Source organism: Belliella kenyensis, from assembly GCF_022549675.1.
GTDB lineage: Bacteria > Bacteroidota > Bacteroidia > Cytophagales > Cyclobacteriaceae > Belliella > Belliella kenyensis.
Map to the genome: position 1 here is coordinate 29951 of NZ_JAKZGR010000019.1, position 16882 is coordinate 46832.

Annotated in this window: 12 protein-coding genes; 7 read left to right on the forward strand and 5 right to left on the reverse strand. The window is 36.5% G+C overall.

Features of this window, described 5'->3' with window-relative positions:
* The first annotated feature begins 115 nt into the window (after positions 1 to 115).
* Positions 116 to 1981 (forward strand): glycoside hydrolase family 2 protein, encoded by a 1866-nt coding sequence (locus MM214_RS16815; RefSeq protein WP_376856762.1) that lies wholly within the window; start codon positions 116 to 118, stop codon positions 1979 to 1981.
* Between the two features lie 7 nt (positions 1982 to 1988).
* On the opposite strand, the gene MM214_RS16820 is transcribed toward MM214_RS16815, so the two are convergent.
* The 4 genes from MM214_RS16820 to MM214_RS16835 all read right to left on the reverse strand — a co-directional run bounded on the left by MM214_RS16820 (position 1989) and on the right by MM214_RS16835 (position 8131).
* The gene (locus MM214_RS16820) at positions 1989 to 3017 is read right to left on the reverse strand and encodes a PAS domain S-box protein (protein WP_241297279.1); all 1029 of its coding nucleotides are present in this window, start codon (positions 3015 to 3017) and stop codon (positions 1989 to 1991) included.
* A 6-nt stretch (positions 3018 to 3023) separates the two neighbouring features.
* A complete protein-coding gene (locus tag MM214_RS16825) occupies positions 3024 to 3455 on the reverse strand; it encodes a response regulator (RefSeq protein WP_241297287.1) in 432 nt (143 codons plus the stop codon).
* Between the two features lie 215 nt (positions 3456 to 3670).
* On the reverse strand, positions 3671 to 5668 hold the full coding sequence (locus MM214_RS16830; protein WP_241297288.1) for an ATP-binding protein: 1998 nt from the start codon (positions 5666 to 5668) through the stop codon (positions 3671 to 3673).
* Positions 5669 to 5974: 306 nt separating this feature from the next.
* Complete coding sequence (locus MM214_RS16835; protein WP_241297290.1) at positions 5975 to 8131, reverse strand: PAS domain-containing sensor histidine kinase; 2157 nt, start codon at positions 8129 to 8131, stop codon at positions 5975 to 5977.
* 209 nt (positions 8132 to 8340) lie between these two features.
* On the opposite strand from MM214_RS16835, the gene MM214_RS16840 reads away from it, so the two are divergent.
* The 5 genes from MM214_RS16840 to MM214_RS16860 all read left to right on the forward strand — a co-directional run bounded on the left by MM214_RS16840 (position 8341) and on the right by MM214_RS16860 (position 15486).
* Positions 8341 to 10740, forward strand: coding sequence for a TonB-dependent receptor (locus MM214_RS16840; RefSeq protein ID WP_241297292.1), 2400 nt, complete (start codon positions 8341 to 8343; stop codon positions 10738 to 10740).
* Positions 10740 to 11573, forward strand: coding sequence for a DUF4249 family protein (locus MM214_RS16845; protein WP_241297296.1), 834 nt, complete (start codon positions 10740 to 10742; stop codon positions 11571 to 11573). The genes MM214_RS16840 and MM214_RS16845 overlap by 1 nt, the downstream gene beginning before the upstream one ends.
* An 18-nt stretch (positions 11574 to 11591) precedes the next feature.
* On the forward strand, positions 11592 to 12749 hold the full coding sequence (locus tag MM214_RS16850; protein ID WP_241297300.1) for a THUMP domain-containing class I SAM-dependent RNA methyltransferase: 1158 nt from the start codon (positions 11592 to 11594) through the stop codon (positions 12747 to 12749).
* A 113-nt stretch (positions 12750 to 12862) separates the two neighbouring features.
* Positions 12863 to 14674, forward strand: a complete 1812-nt coding sequence (locus MM214_RS16855) for a hypothetical protein (protein WP_241297302.1) — start codon at positions 12863 to 12865, stop codon at positions 14672 to 14674.
* A 71-nt stretch (positions 14675 to 14745) separates the two neighbouring features.
* Entirely contained in the window at positions 14746 to 15486 is a 741-nt protein-coding gene (locus MM214_RS16860) for a hypothetical protein (RefSeq protein WP_241297304.1), read from the forward strand.
* A 5-nt stretch (positions 15487 to 15491) separates the two neighbouring features.
* Here the strand turns inward: MM214_RS16860 and MM214_RS16865 are convergent, their stop codons facing one another.
* On the reverse strand, positions 15492 to 15971 hold the full coding sequence (locus MM214_RS16865; protein WP_241297306.1) for a DUF4442 domain-containing protein: 480 nt from the start codon (positions 15969 to 15971) through the stop codon (positions 15492 to 15494).
* 103 nt (positions 15972 to 16074) lie between these two features.
* Between MM214_RS16865 and MM214_RS16870 the strand changes: the two genes are divergently transcribed.
* Entirely contained in the window at positions 16075 to 16881 is an 807-nt protein-coding gene (locus tag MM214_RS16870; protein ID WP_241297308.1) for a M48 family metallopeptidase, read from the forward strand.
* Position 16882 lies beyond the last annotated feature (1 nt).

Sequence of the window (16882 nt, forward strand, 5' to 3'; positions counted from 1 at the left end):
ATAATCTACAAATAGATACGTTCTAAAATCGTTTGTATGGTACAGTAAGCGGAAGCATTTCAAATATACTAGTTAAACTATATTTCTACTCATTCAATAAACCAATTTAATTACAATGACAAAATTAAACCTAAAAAACCTAAGCTTGGTATTTTTGATGGCGATCCTCACGATGGCGTCTACCAAAGCACAAGAGAAACTAAGTAAACCACCTATTTCTACTCCGTGGGCAGAAAAAGTAAATCCTGTCGCACCTCATCAAGAATATCCGAGACCTCAGATGTCTAGAGAAAACTGGGTCAACCTCAATGGGCAATGGGACTTTGCTATTGTAAGCAAAGGATCAAGCTCACCCACTATTTATGATGGGAAGATAACTGTACCGTTTCCGATAGAATCTCAACTTTCTGGAGTGGGTCGAAGTGTGGGAAGTGAGCATGAGCTTTGGTACGCTAAGGAAATTTCTCTAAAATCTAGCCAAAGAAGAGGTAAAGTTTACCTACATTTTGGCGCTGTCGACTGGGAAGCAGAGGTTTTTGTCAATGGCAAATCAGTGGGGATTCACCATGGAGGATTTGATCCATTCTACTTTGAGATCAACGAAGCGCTGGTGAAAGGAGAGAAGCAAGAAGTGAAAGTCAGGGTATGGGATCCTTCGGATGACGGACCACAGCCACGGGGAAAGCAAATCAAAAACCCACATGGGATTTGGTATACTCCAGTCACTGGAATATGGCAGACCGTATGGATGGAAACAGTACCTGAATCTCATATAGCGCATATCAAAAACACTCCTGATTATGATAATGGAACGATCTCAGTACTTCCTACGGTGAAAGGAGCTAGTGGCAATACCAAAGTAAAAGTAGTAGCTCTCGCAGACGGCAAAGAAGTAGCCTCTCAAGAAGGGAGTATAGGAAATGTCATAGATCTCAAAATACCTTCTCCAAAGCATTGGAGTCCAGATAGCCCATTTCTTTATGACCTAGAGGTAAGTTTGATGTCAGGAAATAAGGTTATTGACAAAGTAAAGAGTTATGCAGCATTGAGAAAGATCAGCATGGGTTACGATGCCAATGGGGTCAAACGCATGCTGTTGAATGATAAATTTGTATTCCAATATGGTCCACTTGACCAAGGATGGTGGCCAGATGGACTCTATACAGCCCCAAATGAGGAAGCTTTGGTGTTTGATATCATCAAAACACAGGAGATGGGATTCAATATGATCAGAAAGCATGTGAAAGTAGAGCCAGCAAGATGGTATTACCATTGTGACAAGATGGGAATGCTTGTATGGCAAGACATGCCCAATGGCGACCATGGAAATGAATGGGAAATGCGACCAGGTATCATAGGAAAGGGAACTGATCGAGACAGATCAGCAGCATCAGAAGCTATATTCAAAAAAGAATGGAAAGCCATCATAGATGCGAATTATAACTTTCCTTCCATAGTAGTCTGGGTTCCATTCAATGAAGCTTGGGGGCAGTTTAAGACTAAAGAGATCACAGAATGGACGCAAGATTATGATCCTAGCAGGCTAGTCAATTCAGCAAGTGGGGGTAATTTTGAGATGGAGGGAGCGAAGATCACTGGAGATATCATCGATTTACACAATTATCCAGCGGCTACCATGCCAGATCCAGGGATCTACGGTAAAGACAATGTGATAGTACTAGGGGAGTTTGGAGGATTGGGACTTCCAGTCTATGGACATACTTGGCAAGACAAGGACAACTGGGGATATCAAAGCTTCAAAGACAAAGAAGCCTTGGCTAATAGATATGGGGAGTTTATGAAAACACTTGAGAACTTAATCACTGCTGGACTATCAGCCGCAGTATACACTCAGACTACAGATGTAGAGGTGGAGACTAATGGCCTGATGACTTACGATAGAAAAATAATCAAATTTGATGAATCATGGCTGAAAGCTGCCCATAGAAATCTCTATAGCGTCCAAGTCAAAATGCAGTAAAAAATGCTTATTTAAATGAATCAATATTAATTTGTTCAGTTTTGTTGGAAATCTCTCTTATGATGTTGTCCAACTCTTGCGTGGATTCAATAATATGTTGAAGCATTTCTTTGAGTTCACTTCTTTGCTGATCATCATCAGCCGAATTGAGAAGATTGACTAACCCCATGAGCCTAGCGAGAGGTGCTCTCACTACATGAGATTGGATCCATGCAATTTCTTTAAGTTTAGCATTTTGTTTTTCTATAGCTTCTATGTATTGATACTTTAAAGTCACATCATTGGCTAAAACTAGAATAGCATTTTGACTTTGGTACTCTAGGTCATTGTAGCTTATTTCTACGTCTATCACTTCTCCATTTTTTTTGATATGCTTAAATAGGCCGGAGACATTAGATGACTTATAGGCAGGATTCGAAGAGGAGATTTTAGAAATAATCTCATAGACTCTTTCTTTTTCTCCTTCTGGCCTTATATCCAAAACAGTCATACTCAAAAATTCTTCTTTGCTATAGCCATAATGAGAAATAGCAGCTTTATTGACGTCTAAAAATTTAAAATTCTCTTTGTTAAACACATACATAGGCAAAGGACTTAGATGAAAAAGTTCTCTGTATCTTTTTTCTGATAATTCCAGCTGACTGAACACTTTTTTACGCTCCATGGCATAAATGATGCTCATATGCAAAATATCTGGCTTCAATTCATCTTTTAGTAAGTAATCAGCAGTTCCAAGACCTATCGATTTGATGGCAAAATTCTTATCTGTATAACCCGTGAGCACTATTACGGGCGTATGCTTTGCGGCTTTCAAAACAGTGGTGACCAATTCAACTCCACTTCTATCGGGTAGACTAAGGTCTAACAATACAACATCAAAATTCTCAATTTTTTTTAATATTGCTTCTTTACATGTTTTTGTTTGGTCTATTTCACAATCTAAAAATACTTCCTTCAAATATTCAGATATCAAGACGAAATCTCCGGGATTGTCTTCAATTACTAAAATCTTTATGTTCTTGTACTTTTCTTTCATAAAAGATCATTCTTTGTTTGGTAATGTAATCAAAGAAAACCAAAAAGTTTCAATTGTTCTTACAGCAGCTATAAAATCTTCAGCGGTCATCGGTTTTGTGATAAAATAATCTACATGATTTTCATGAGATGCCATAATATCAATTTGAGAGGACGATGTCGTCAGCATGATTACAGGGATATGACTATGTTCTTCATGGGATTTTAATTTATCCAATACTTCATGTCCATTTAGCTTTGGCAGATTTACATCTAAAATAATTAGATCTGGCGATGTAGAATCTTTATGTTTACCTATTTTATTCACATAATTGATTGCATCTTCACCATCTTTTACTACACTGATGGAGTTTTTGATCCTAGCATCTTCTAAAGCTTCCAGCGTCAAAAGAATATCTCCTTCATTGTCTTCAACTAATAAAATATGGACATTTTTCATGATTTAGGGTATCTTCTTCTATGCTTTTAACTTGAAATAAGCTAAAATTGATTCGTGTGAATATACAAAAAAGATTGCGTAGTTGATTTAAACAGGGTAATAATACTTTTAAATCATAGTGTTAATATTAAATTTTTTAGTAAAAATTATTGATTCAAACCATTTTAACAGCCTATTATTTGGTTTATTTAGTTTTTAAGAAAAGTAAGAATTTTTCAATTTAATTTTTTGGGGATAGTAAAAATAAATTTACTTCCGTGATTTACTTTTGATTCCACCCATATTTTTCCACCAAATCTATCAATGATTTTTTTGCATATGGCTAGACCTATTCCAGATCCTTCGTACTCAGATTTGGGATGGAGCTTTTGAAAAATGATAAAGATTTTTTCTAAATAATCTTCTTCAATGCCAATCCCATTGTCTGCAACTTCAAAAATCCATTCCAGTTCATTTTCATAGCTTGCGATATGTATTTCTGGATTTAATTCTGATCTTCTATATTTGATAGCATTTCCGATTAAGTTTTGCAGCAGTTGCACAAAAGGTGTTTCTTGAATTTTGATTTTTGGTAATTCATTCCATGAGATTTGAGCAGAAGTTTCATCTATCAAACTTTTGTTGAGTTTTATCACTTCTCGGATAGCTTGCTCGACTACGATGACTTTGGATTCCTCTGTGGAAGTGCCTATTCTTGAGTAGGTAAGTAAATCAAGGATCACTTGTCTCATTCTTTTTGCACCATCAGTAGCATAGTAGATATACTCTTTTGCTTTTTCATCTAGAACATTTGAATATTTCATTTCAAGCCTATTCAAAAATCCAGTGACCATTCTGAGTGGTTCTTGCAAATCATGGGAAGCGATATAGGCAAATTGTTCAAGCTCTTCATTAGAAACTTCAAGTTTTTTGGCTCGATTTGCCAATTCCTCACTCAAATGGATAAGTTTCATTTCGGCGACCTTACTTTCAGTGACATCTACTACCGCACCAATAAGTCTCAGCGGTTTTGATTCTTTGTCTCTGATCACTATTCCTTTTTCTAATACATAGGCAAATTTACCTTCGGCGGTCCTCACTTTGTACTGGGCCTCCCAATTTTGTTGATTGCTTTGGAAGAAATTATTCAATTCTTGCTGAAGTTTTTTCAACTCATCCAGCTCCAATAGACTCCACCAAAACTTCATGGAATCTTGGTACATCTCTAGTCTATATCCAAAAAGTCTTTCAAATATAGGTGTCCTATACACTTTTCCTGTTTGTAAGTCCCAATCCCAAATACCATCTGAGGTGGCTTGGGTTACATATTCAAACCTTTCATTACTTTCTTTGATCTCTCTTGACCTTTCTTCCAAGAGTTTTGTTAATATGGAGGGAGTTCTTGCAATATGATAGGTCATATAACCTAGGATAATAGAGAGGAAAATCCTTATGAATAGAAAAGGATATACTTCTTGAAATGCAGTAGACTTTTTGAGCTGTATGGATAGTTTCCAGTCTCCATCTCGCATAAAGACTGTCTTTTTGTAGCCGTCATATGATTTTGGAGATTTTGGAAGAAAAAACTCTTCTTCTCCTGTTTCTTTGTTTATCGACGATAATTGTACATAAAAATTGGAACGGTCTGGATTATCAAACTTTTGTGCCAAAAGGAAAGAGTCAAGTTTTATAATCACAGCAGCGAATCCCCAAAAAACATCATTTTTGAAAATAGGTCTCCTTCCTATGATACCTAGACCACCTTGTTTAAGATGTATCGGTCCAGCAAAATAAAGTTTTTTTCTTTCTATCGTCATTAAAGCTCCGCCTTTTGCGACAGGGTCATTTAAAATATCAAAACCAATGGCTGCTTCGTTTCCTTCAAGAGGATATGTAAATTTTATCCTTCCTTGTTCTACTAATTGAATGGCATCTATAAAAGTATTAGTCTCTAAGAAATCCTTAGAAACTATTACAAATTCATCGAATGTGACGCTATCTTTTTTCTCTAAAAACTCCAATACCCTTGTGATCGCAATGCTGTTAGACAATGCTGCATTTATTTGCTTCTCTATAAGTAAAGAATATTCATTGACATATTGCTCCTCATTTCTTTTCTTGAGCTCGTAGTCTTTTACCGTGAAATATTGTAATCCACTGATTACTAAAAACACAAAAATTCCCAAAGCAATAGGATATTTATGCAGTAAGCTAGTCTTAGAAATCCGTTTCAATTTTAAATCAATTCAAATGGTGGGAGCAGATATAAAAAGACATCCTTCATTTTATCAATTCTCCACTGATGAAAATAGTATGTCTTCTTATAATCAATTTTAATTCTTTCAGAATCATGCTTGTAGCTAGACAATCAATTATAATTCAATCATGCTATTTAGTAAGCGTTGAGTTGCAGAGGGTGATCTTTTACTCTGGGTTTAAATGTTATTTTTGGGTGATAATGTACGGTTATAACATCGGAGTGTTAATGTACAAAAAAATGTATTGAAAAAGCGAAATGATTTGAATAAAAAATACCAGAACTATTTACTTTTTGGTATAGTAAAATAGAATTTGGAGCCCCTTCCTACTGCTGATTCTAAATAGATATCTCCTCCTATTAAATTAGCGATTTTTTTACAGATTGCTAGACCAATTCCAGTTCCTGAATAAGTTGTTTTGTCATGTAATCTTTGAAAAACATTGAATATTTTTGAATGATATTCTGGTGAAATACCTATCCCATTGTCTTCAATCGAAAACTCCCAAAAGCTACCTAAGTCCTTAGATTCTATATGAATCACTGGCGTGATGTCATTGTAAGTGTACTTTAAGGAATTAGAAAGAAGATTTTGAATCAATTGCTTGAAAGCACTTTTGTTAGTTTGTATTATTGGTAAGTTGCCTAAAGTTATTTTAGCATTAGACTCCAAGATTTTGCTGGCAAGTAAGTCACATGTTTCATTGACTGCTGATTTAGCTTCAAATTTTGAAATCTCAAAATTTGACTTTGAACCTACTCGCGAAAATTCTAAAAGATCCAAGATGATTTGTTTCATCTGGAATGCTCCATCTACGGCATACTTGATATACAGCTTACCTTTATCATCTATTTGATTAGAATATTTCTTTTCTAGAAGAGTTAAAAAACTTGTGATCATCCTTAAAGGCTCTTGCAAATCATGAGAGGCTACAAATGCAAATTGCTCTAACTCACTGTTTGAAATTTCAAGTTCCTTGTTACTATCTTTTAATTGATTATTTAACTTTTGAAGAGATAATTCAAAGTCTTCTTTTTCTATAGCATTACCAAAATTATTTGCTATCGTTTGTAAAAATGAAATCAAATCCTTGGTCCATTCTCTTTCTTTTGTGCATGAGTCAAATCCCAAAAAGCCGTATAACGTATTTTTAGAATGTATGGGTATCAATAATATGGAAACAATCTGATTTGCTTCCATATAATCCCACAAATTTTGAGTTTTTACTGAACTTTTATGCGTATAAAAAGGTGCTTTTTCTAATGCATTTCTATACAATACTGGGTTTTCATCTAGACTTAATAAAGTTTCGGTATTTAAATTATCATCTATCTCATCATCAGATTTACACCATACATAAAGTTTTTTGGTACAAAGCTTAGAGGAATGCTTCATGGTATGATTTGCCAATAAATATGCTCTATCTACATCTGCTGATTCACCAATTACTTTTAAGTTTCTAGCCAATACACTTTCCCAGCTTTCATAAGTGAGCATTGCTTCTACTAGATTTGCAATTATTTTGAGAAACTTTGATTTTTGAACAATTGATTTTTCGGATTTTTTGCGCCTAGTGATATCCTGAAGTGCACCTATCATTCTGATAGCTTTTCCATTTTTGTCCCTCAAAATCAAAGAATGTTCCGAAACATAGGCATAAGTCCCATCACTTTTCCTAAAGCGATAGGTCGAATTCCACTTCAATTGGTTTGGATTACTTTTGGCAGTATCCAAACTTGCTTTTATTTTTAAATAATCCTTGGGGTGGATGTTTTCTTCCCAAACATCCTCTTTTTCTTGGCGAAGACCAGGCTTGTGACCAAAAAGAGTATAGTATCCTGAACTCCAAAATACCTCACCTTTACTTATATTCCAATCCCAAATAGCGTCTGATATAGCTTGCGAAGCATATATAAATCTCTCGTTGCTCTGCTGCAAAGCAATGTTATTTTTATGCTCAATAGAATTGACCGTTTTGGTGATGTCTTCGGTAGAGACCAATACCTTAGAAAGACAAGATTCATATCCTGTCAAAACTTTACTCTTTACAAGGACGATAATTGGTTCATTTGTCAAGGTTTTGACGATAGCTTTCCCTTCATAAGAGTATTTTTCTTTACAAATATAGACCAACTGATCTATAAAGGCATCTAGGGATTCTAATGAAAAAATATTGTGAATATTTTCAAGCAAATCGTCTTTTGATTTTGCTTTGTGAAGTTCTACACAGGCATGATTTAAGGAGAGTATCCTAAATTTCGATATGCAATTGTTTACTATTTTTAAATTGTCCTGCAAATACATCCTTATTTCTTCCTCTGATAAACCAACCAATCCCAGTGATATCAAATAGGATTTTACTTCTGAAAAATCCTCCACCCATATAGGTATTGGAATTATATCAAATATGGATTGGTATTTTTCAGGTTCTTCAAACATTAATTTAAAAGTTTATCTTCTAAGATGAATCATATTCAATTAATGAAATAGTATCCACAAGGTCGAAAAAAATACAGTAATTCGAAAGGAAAAATATAGGTAAGTTTTTGTTTTTTAATTGTTACTATTTCAGTATCTCTTCACAATATTTTTGATTTCAGCAATCAAAAATGCTTATTTACCGTTAAGCTTTAAAATCAATTTCATTTATGAGACTTTTCCAGCGGTGTATCACCTTGGCAATATGCTTTATCCCCATGTTTTCTCACCTCGCCATTGCTCAAGAAGAAAGCTATATCGAAGGCTTGGTTGTTGATTTCAAGAGTAATCAATCTGTACCTGGTGCGAATGTATATTGGAAAAATAATCCAACTGAAGGAGTTACTACTTCTCCAGAAGGTACTTTCAAGTTGCCATACAAAAAGCTTCCAGCTTTTTTAATTGTATCATTCATAGGTTATGAACAAATAGAACGAGAAATAACTAGCAGAGATCTTGGAAAGAATTTAAAAATCTACCTAAGAGAAGATCAGCTAGATCTTCAGGAGGTTACGGTCAATAGTACAAGGCCAGATCAAAATGTAAAAAGTCTAGATATGGGTAAATCAGTCGTCCCCATCGAGACAATCAAGAATATTCCTGCACTCTTTGGAGAGGTTGATTTACTGAGGAGCTTACAGTTGTTGCCTGGTGTACAGACGGCAGGGGAAGGCACCACGGGCTTATTTGTACGAGGTGGATCTGCCGATCAGAACTTATTGCAGATTGATGGAGCACCCATTTATAACCCTTCTCATTTTTTTGGTTTCTTTTCTGTTTTTAACCCTGACGCAATACATGGAGTAGATTTTTACAAAGGAAATATTCCAGCCAACTATGGAGGAAGAATTTCAAGTCTAATCGATATTTCGCTCAAGGAGGGTAATTTCGATAAAATCAAAGGAGAAGGGGGAATAGGAACTATAAGCTCGAGGTTGACTGTAGATGGGCCACTGTTTTCAGACAAATCAAGTTTCGTGGTTTCTGCACGAAGGACTTATGCTGATTTGTTTTTAAGGTTGTCATCAGACCCGAACATCAACAATAACGATCTTTATTTTTATGATTTAAGTGGAAAGGCCGTTTTCAAAATTGGTGATAAAGATAAACTTACTGTTTCTTCTTATTTTGGTTCTGATTTTTTAGGATTGTCTGGTCAGTTTGGCTTTGGTTGGTCCAATTGGATGGGGGCAGCCACTTGGAACAGAAACATTTCTGATAGGATGTTTTTTGATTTAAATGCTTACTCCAGCAGATACAATTATAAAGTCTCCTTTGATGATGCAGATAATGGATTTGAATGGGGCAATGCCTTGGGGGAGACAGGAGTAAAAGCTACGTGGAATTATCATTTTTCAGAGCAGACAAAAGTCAATTGGGGAAGCCATCTTCAATTTTATCATTTTGCATCAATTGACTTGAATCCAGCTCCAAACAGTGCAATCCAACCTTTGGCATCCAATCCTTTCAATGGTTTACAAATAAATCCATTTGTCTCTCTGAATCACGAAATATCAGATAAAATTGGTGTAGAAGCTGGACTGAGGTGGTCGATTTATCAGCAGCATGGTAGGGGGACGAGCTACACATATGAAGGCAATGAACCAACACCTGAAGCCGAAATAATTGATTCTTTGATATTCAATAGGTTTGAAAGGATGAAGGTGTACCAAGGCCTTGAGCCTAGGATAGCTTTTAGATACCTGATAAGAGAAGATCTGTCGTTGAAAATTGCAGCCAATAGGGCCTTTCAATACCTACAAGTTGCATCGAACAGTTCTGCCGGTCTACCCTTAGATAGATGGATTCTGGCGGGAACTTATATTCCTCCCATCAGAGGAGACCAATTTTCAGTCGGCTTATTCAAAAACTTCAATAAAGATACCTGGGAGGTTTCCTTAGAGGGTTACTACAAAGACATGAAAAATCTAATTGATCTTCGTCAAGGTGCGAGTGTTTTGTTTACTGACCGTGTTGAGACAGAAATCTTGGTCGGAGATGGATATGCTTATGGAGTCGAATTCCTATTGAGAAAGAATGTTGGAAAAACCACTGGATGGTTTAGTTATGCTTATGCTAGGACTTGGAGAAAAATTGAAGGAATTAGTTTTGATAGATGGTACAATCCAAGATTTGATAGACCACATGACCTAAATTTGGTCTTGAATCATCAGTTTGATAAGCAATGGTCAGCTAATTTGACTTTTGTATATACAACTGGTCAAGCCGTAACCTTCCCAGCGGGAAGCTACGTGGTGGATAGTCAGAGGTTACCTTTGTATACAGGGGAAAGAAATGCGGATCGATTCCCTGACTATCACCGAATGGATGCCTCAGTCACTTGGAAAAATGTGAACCGAGGAAAGAAATGGAGAGGTAGCTGGAATTTTAGCATTTACAATCTATATGGTAGAAAAAACCCTTTTTCTTATCAGTTTACAGAAATCTTCAACGAGCAGATCAATTTCACCCCAACTTCAAATGATCCGATTACTTCTAGAAGACCAGGTACAGTCATGACTTATCTCTTTACATTTCTCCCATCCTTAACCTACAATTTTGAATTCTAATGAAAAGGATATTCATAGCCATATTTATCGCTATATGCTTCTCTTCATGCCAAGAGGAAGTGGTTCTTGATCTTAATACCCTAGAACCCATACCAGTCATTGAAGCTATTTGGACAAATGTCCCAAATTTCAACCAAGTGACCATCACCACATCTAGAGAATATTATGATGATTCTCCTAATGAGGTAATTGAAGATGCACAAGTGTCCGTGAGAAATTTGCAGACTGGTAGATCAGCAAATTTTATATACAATGAACAATTGAAAAAATACTTGCCTTCAAACAATCAAATCGGTCAAATCGGACAAGAGTATGAGCTTAGTGTGATTATCAAAGACAAAGCTTATGTTTCCAAAGGTGTATTATTAGCCCCACCAATTTTGGATTCGATCACTTATGAATTCAAAGATCAACGTGTCTTCAGAGATGAAGGCTATTACATAACTTTGTTCGGGGATATTCCATTTGATAAAGACAATTATTATAGGTTACGTGTTGTGAAAAATGACACTTTACTGAACAGGAGATCAGATTATTTGCTTTTTGACGATACATTTGGGACTCAAATTTTGAATAGGGGGTTTGAATTGGGAGGATTTACTTTTGCTGCTGGAGATAGGGTGAGACTTGAGTTATTCAGACTCAATAAAAATGCTTACGATTACCTTTCTCAATTGGTAAGTCTTCTGTTCAATGATGGAGGACTATTCAGTCCACCACCTCAAAATCCTGTTTCAAATATTTTTCCTTTGGAGCATGATGGTAATGTTTTGGGTTATTTTATGGTGAGTCCCTATATCGGAGCATCAGTTTTGATAGAAGAAGAGGATTAGATTACTTACTTTTGCAACATGTTAGATTTTACAAGAAAAGGGAAAGTTGTTATTACTTTCAAAGATAGATTTGCACCGTACGTAGCAATGGAACTTGATGAGCTTGGTTTCAAGCCAAAACTGGTGAATAGGACATATATTGAAATAGATGCCTCGATGGAGGATTGTATTTATTTAAACTTGCACCTTAGAATCGCGAGTCATGTTTTGTTTGAGATCAAATCATTTTATCTTCATCATGCAGACGATATTTACCGCCGTGTGAAGTCTATACCTTGGGAGGAGTATATCAATGAGTCTACATATTTTTCTGTCAACTCACACGTAGAGCATGAAAGTGTAGACAATCCTCTTTTTGTAAATGTTCGTGTAAAGGATGCAATAGTAGATAGATTTCGGGATCAGACTGGAGTAAGGCCTGATACTGGGTCAAATTACGATGGTGCTGTGTTTCAATTGTTTTGGAAGGATACGCAGGCAACTTTGTATATCAATACTTCTGGAGAGACTTTAGCCAAACACGGTTATAGAAAAATACCAGGTAAAGCACCTATGCTAGAAGCTTTGGCGGCAGCCACGATATATGCCAGCGAATGGGATAGAAAAAGTCCATTCCTCAACCCAATGTGTGGTTCTGGTACTCTAGCCATAGAAGCAGCTTTGATTGCTACAAATAGATATCCTGGTCTATACCGTGACCATTATTCTTTTCAGTATTTCCTAGGCTATGAAGATCAAGTGTATCAAAAACTAAAGACAGAACTAGAAGAAAAGGTTGATCATCAAAAGGAATTAAACATCATAGCATCTGATATCTCTGAGCAAGCCGTGCTGTTTTCGAAAGAAAATGCAAGCACTGCGGGCGTAGAAGAATTGATCAAATTTCAAGTGTGTGATTTTGAAGAAAGTGATGTTCCCGAGGCTGATACTGGCATATTGATGATCAATCCAGAATATGGAGAGAGACTAGGAGAAGAAGAAGATCTGCTTGAGACCTACCAGCGTATGGGCGATTTTATGAAAAAGAAGTGTGCTGGGTATACAGGTTTTATTTTTACGGGCAATTTGCCTTTGGGAAAAAGAGTTGGGCTGAGGCCTTCAAGGAAGATTGAGTTCTATAATGGGACTATAGATTGTAGGTTAATGAAGTTTGAGCTCTACAAAGGCAAAAAATGAAAGTAGTCATGGTCATCTAAAAACCATGACTTTTATCATCTTTGATGCTGATATTGCTCACGATTTTAATGCATTTGCTTTTCTAAGTTTGAAACTTAATTCCTTTGAGTTTCATGAAAAAAGTAAATCAGCCACATAGCTTTCATATCCCAGTGATGGGTTTAGGGTACACTTTAGAGACACCTCTCAAAGTTGCGAAGTTTGGAATATCATCTGTAGTATCTATTATGGATGATAAATTGTGTGAAGACCTGCGAAGGGTGAAAAGTAGGATGCTAAATGTACCCTTTATACCCATCACGGATAAAGAGCCTGACGCTAGAGCTAAGCGCATTACCGCTTATTTGGATTTTTTGGCGGACCAGGTTGCATTACAAATTGATAACATCAAAAAGCAATCTTTTCATACAGGAAGTGAATTAGACATGTATATTGAATTGCTTCCGACTTCACATGTTTTGAAAAAAATGTATGACGAAGCCATGATTTTTGATGGAACTCTGAGGAGTGAAATGCTAGAGAAAATCAAATCTATGATTACTCTTGGTAAGATTGATGTGAACATCATGACCAAAGTAGATAAGCAAAATTATGATAAAGAAGGAAATTTGCTGCCGCGAGAGTATTCAGATGCTCTAGCAGCACTGAGAGGATATGTGAATAGCAAATTAGAATCATCAGTAGTGTTTTCGGCTGGTTTGAACCCTGCTTTATACAATTACGCTGCATCTTTTGATTCATTTTTCCCAAATATCAATGGGAAGATTTCCAAAAGAATTATCCTGAAAGTAAGTGATTACAGGTCAGCATTGATCCAAGGGAAATTTTTCGCCAAAAAGGGTCTATGGGTTTCGGAATTTAGGATTGAATCTGGGTTGAATTGTGGTGGACATGCCTTTGCTACAGAAGGAATACTCCTTGGTCCCATATTGGAAGAATTCAAAAGTAATAGAAATGAGCTCCAAGAAACTTTATGGAATGCATGCAACCAAGTATTATTAGATCAAGGCAAAAATTCTTTACTCCCTACCGAAAGAATCAAAATTACAGTGCAAGGGGGGATTGGCACTTCACAGGAGGATGAATTCCTTATCGATCATTATAACTTAGACGGAACGGGTTGGGGTAGTCCATTTTTGATGGTACCTGAAGCTACAAATGTAGATGCTCATACACTTGAAAAGCTCGTCAATGCAAAAAAATCGGACTATTACCTAAGTGAAGCCTCTCCACTGGGAGTAAAATTCAACAACTTAAGAACAAGTAGTGGTGAGTCACAGCGTCAAGAAAGAATAGCGAAAGATAGACCAGGTAGTCCCTGTTATAAGAAATTCCTATCCTTCAGTACTGAGTTCACCGATAAGCCAATCTGTACAGCATCAAGACAATATCTTAATTTAAAATTAAAGCAACTCCAAAGTCAAAATTTGGATCAAAAAGAATTTGAAAAGAAATCCCAAGAAATTTTAGTAAAGGATTGTCTTTGTGAGGGATTGGGAGCAGCTGTTTTAATTTCCAATGGACAGACTCCTGCTCGAAATTTGAAAGCTGTAACGATTTGTCCAGGACCCAATCTAGCATATTTTTCTGGCATATATAGTCTGAAAGAAATGGTGGGACATATCTATGGTAAAATCAATATCATGAAAGATCCAAATAGACCACACATGTTTGTAAAAGAACTACAACTTTATATTGACTATTTAAAAGAAGAAGTGTCAAAGTACCTTGGAGATCAGCCCTCAAAATTTGAAGCGTACGTGGATAGGTTCAAGTCGAATCTGAATCAAGGGGTGAATTATTATTTTGACATGATCAACAAGTTTCCTGTAGATACATTGGAGATGATGGATAAGATGAAGAATCAATTTAAGGAAGCATTGACAGAGATTAATCAAATTGAAACTTCGGTTATGGTCAAATGATCATCCTCGGCCTTAAAGTTTTTTAACAAAGCAAATTTTCCAATTTCTATTTATGCTCCTAATTTTATGCTGTGATAAAATCAGGACTCATATTTATGGTATTCCTTGGACTAGCTTTGGAATCTTTTGCTCAGAATATTACAGGCAATGTAGTAGATGGCTTGGACAAAGAGTATTTAGAAGACGTATGGGTCATCAACTTTCGCACACGTGACAGTGTGTCCACCAATAATAGAGGGTATTTTCGAATTCCAGGTATAGCAGGAGATTCTATACTATTTAGAAGATCCTACTATATTCCAACTGCGATGAAGATTCAGGATCAATTTCATGTATTGGTTGAAATCCACATGAATGCCCGCATGCTTCCACAGGTCAATGTGTATGGTAGAGATGAGAGAGTTCCTTTTCAGATAGGAGAGCATGGGAATGGCTCGGGATTGAGACCTTTGACTGATAGGTCAGCAGGTCCAGGGAAAATTTACGCTGGACTTAATAATAATGAAGCCTTGGTTCCTGCCCTTACTATTGATGGATTATTTTCATATTTTATGAAAAGTGAAAGGCAAAAGCGACAATATGCGCAAAGACTTGCCGAAATCGCGAGACAACAGGACTATTTGGATTTGATTCAGTCCGACTCAGTCATGCAATCACTCAAAAAGAACTATGAACTTTCAGATCAAGACTTAGATGACTTGATCATTGAGTTCAACTTGAACAATATGCATCATCAATTCAAAGACATGCCGCGGAAAATTGTAGAACAGCGATTGATAGATTTCTTTGATCGAAGAACAGGAAAGAAATAGCGCCATCAAGCTTTTCTTTTGAATGACCAAGTGATATAAAACCGAGCCACAGGCTCTCCTGATTTATTTGTTCCTGTAGAGATCATAGTTAATTTCCCTGTTTCACCTACTTTCATGTGATCAATTATTTGCGTCAACTCACTACCTTGATCACAAGAGAAAATGATTTTTTCATTAGCTTTTTTTAAAAATTCTGCCTTAAAATCAACCACAAGCATGCTAAATTTTCCTTTCCCCGCCATGGCAAGGTGGCAAAGTGCGCCAGTAGTCAATTCACCAGCTCCAGCCAATGCTGCAAAGTAAATTGATCGGAATGGATTCTGACTTCTCCAGAAGAAAGGAATACTCAATTTGCACGTTTGAAGATTGAGCTCTATGATTCTCAATCTCCAAAAAACTGCGGATGGTAATTTGAAAAACATGGCCCACCAAAATACAAATGGGTTCGTCATTTTACTTTGGTAGGATTTGGCTTCTTTATTCATGGTTAAGTTGGTGTAAGTCTAAGGGCAAATTAAAAGAAATAAAATAATTTTTTTTTGAAATGGCATCTTTTTTGGTGAATTTCGTGCAAAATATGAAGAGCATATGATTAGGAAAATTTCCATTTTGTTTTTAATTGGGTTGATCACTTATTCTTGCGCCAAAGTGCCATTAAGTGGTAGAAGTCAACTCAGCCTGGTAGGTAATTCAGAAATCCTACCCATGTCTTATGAGCAATACTCACAAGTTTTAGCTGAAAGTAAAGTTGTGACCAATACCGCAGAGGGTCAAATGGTCGCGAGGGTAGGTAGAAGGATAGCCGATGCAGTCTCCAAGTACATGACAGAAAGAGGTTATGCTGATGCCCTAGAAGGTTTCAAGTGGGAGTTCAATCTCCTAGAAAGTGAACAAATAAATGCATGGTGTATGCCTGGAGGTAAAGTAGCTTTTTACACTGGTATCATGCCGATATGTAAGGATGAAACAGGTGTAGCAGTAGTAATGGGTCATGAAGTAGCTCACGCAGTTGCGAGCCACGCCCGTGAAAGAATGTCAAATGGCCTAGTACTCAATGGACTTATTGGTGGTGTTCAAGTAGCAATGGGGCAGAATCCTTCTTTGACCCAAAATATTTTCTTACAAGCTGTAGGCTATGGAGGTCAACTTGGCATGCTGAGTTTTTCCCGAAGACATGAGTTGGAAGCAGATCAGTTGGGTCTCGATTTTATGGCTTTAGCAGGATACGATCCTAGAAAAGCTCCAGCATTTTGGGAAAGAATGAACGCCGGAGCAAGTGGAAACAGGCCACCTGATTTTCTGTCAACTCACCCTGGTCCAAATAGGCGTATCGAAGAGCTGAATAAGCAGATGCCAAAATCAATGGAATATTACGAGAAAAGTAATAAGCAATAGT

Excerpts from the sequence above, each read along its gene's own strand:
- MM214_RS16815 (WP_376856762.1), top strand. The coding sequence starts at position 116 with ATGACAAAATTAAACCTAAAAAACCTAAGCTTGGTATTTTTGATGGCG.
- MM214_RS16820 (WP_241297279.1), bottom strand. The coding sequence starts at position 3,017 with ATGAAAGAAAAGTACAAGAACATAAAGATTTTAGTAATTGAAGACAAT.
- MM214_RS16825 (WP_241297287.1), bottom strand. The coding sequence starts at position 3,455 with ATGAAAAATGTCCATATTTTATTAGTTGAAGACAATGAAGGAGATATT.
- MM214_RS16835 (WP_241297290.1), bottom strand. The coding sequence starts at position 8,131 with ATGTTTGAAGAACCTGAAAAATACCAATCCATATTTGATATAATTCCA.
- MM214_RS16840 (WP_241297292.1), top strand. The coding sequence starts at position 8,341 with ATGAGACTTTTCCAGCGGTGTATCACCTTGGCAATATGCTTTATCCCC.
- MM214_RS16845 (WP_241297296.1), top strand. The coding sequence starts at position 10,740 with ATGAAAAGGATATTCATAGCCATATTTATCGCTATATGCTTCTCTTCA.
- MM214_RS16850 (WP_241297300.1), top strand. The coding sequence starts at position 11,592 with ATGTTAGATTTTACAAGAAAAGGGAAAGTTGTTATTACTTTCAAAGAT.
- MM214_RS16855 (WP_241297302.1), top strand. The coding sequence starts at position 12,863 with ATGAAAAAAGTAAATCAGCCACATAGCTTTCATATCCCAGTGATGGGT.
- MM214_RS16865 (WP_241297306.1), bottom strand. The coding sequence starts at position 15,971 with ATGAATAAAGAAGCCAAATCCTACCAAAGTAAAATGACGAACCCATTT.
- MM214_RS16870 (WP_241297308.1), top strand. The coding sequence starts at position 16,075 with ATGATTAGGAAAATTTCCATTTTGTTTTTAATTGGGTTGATCACTTAT.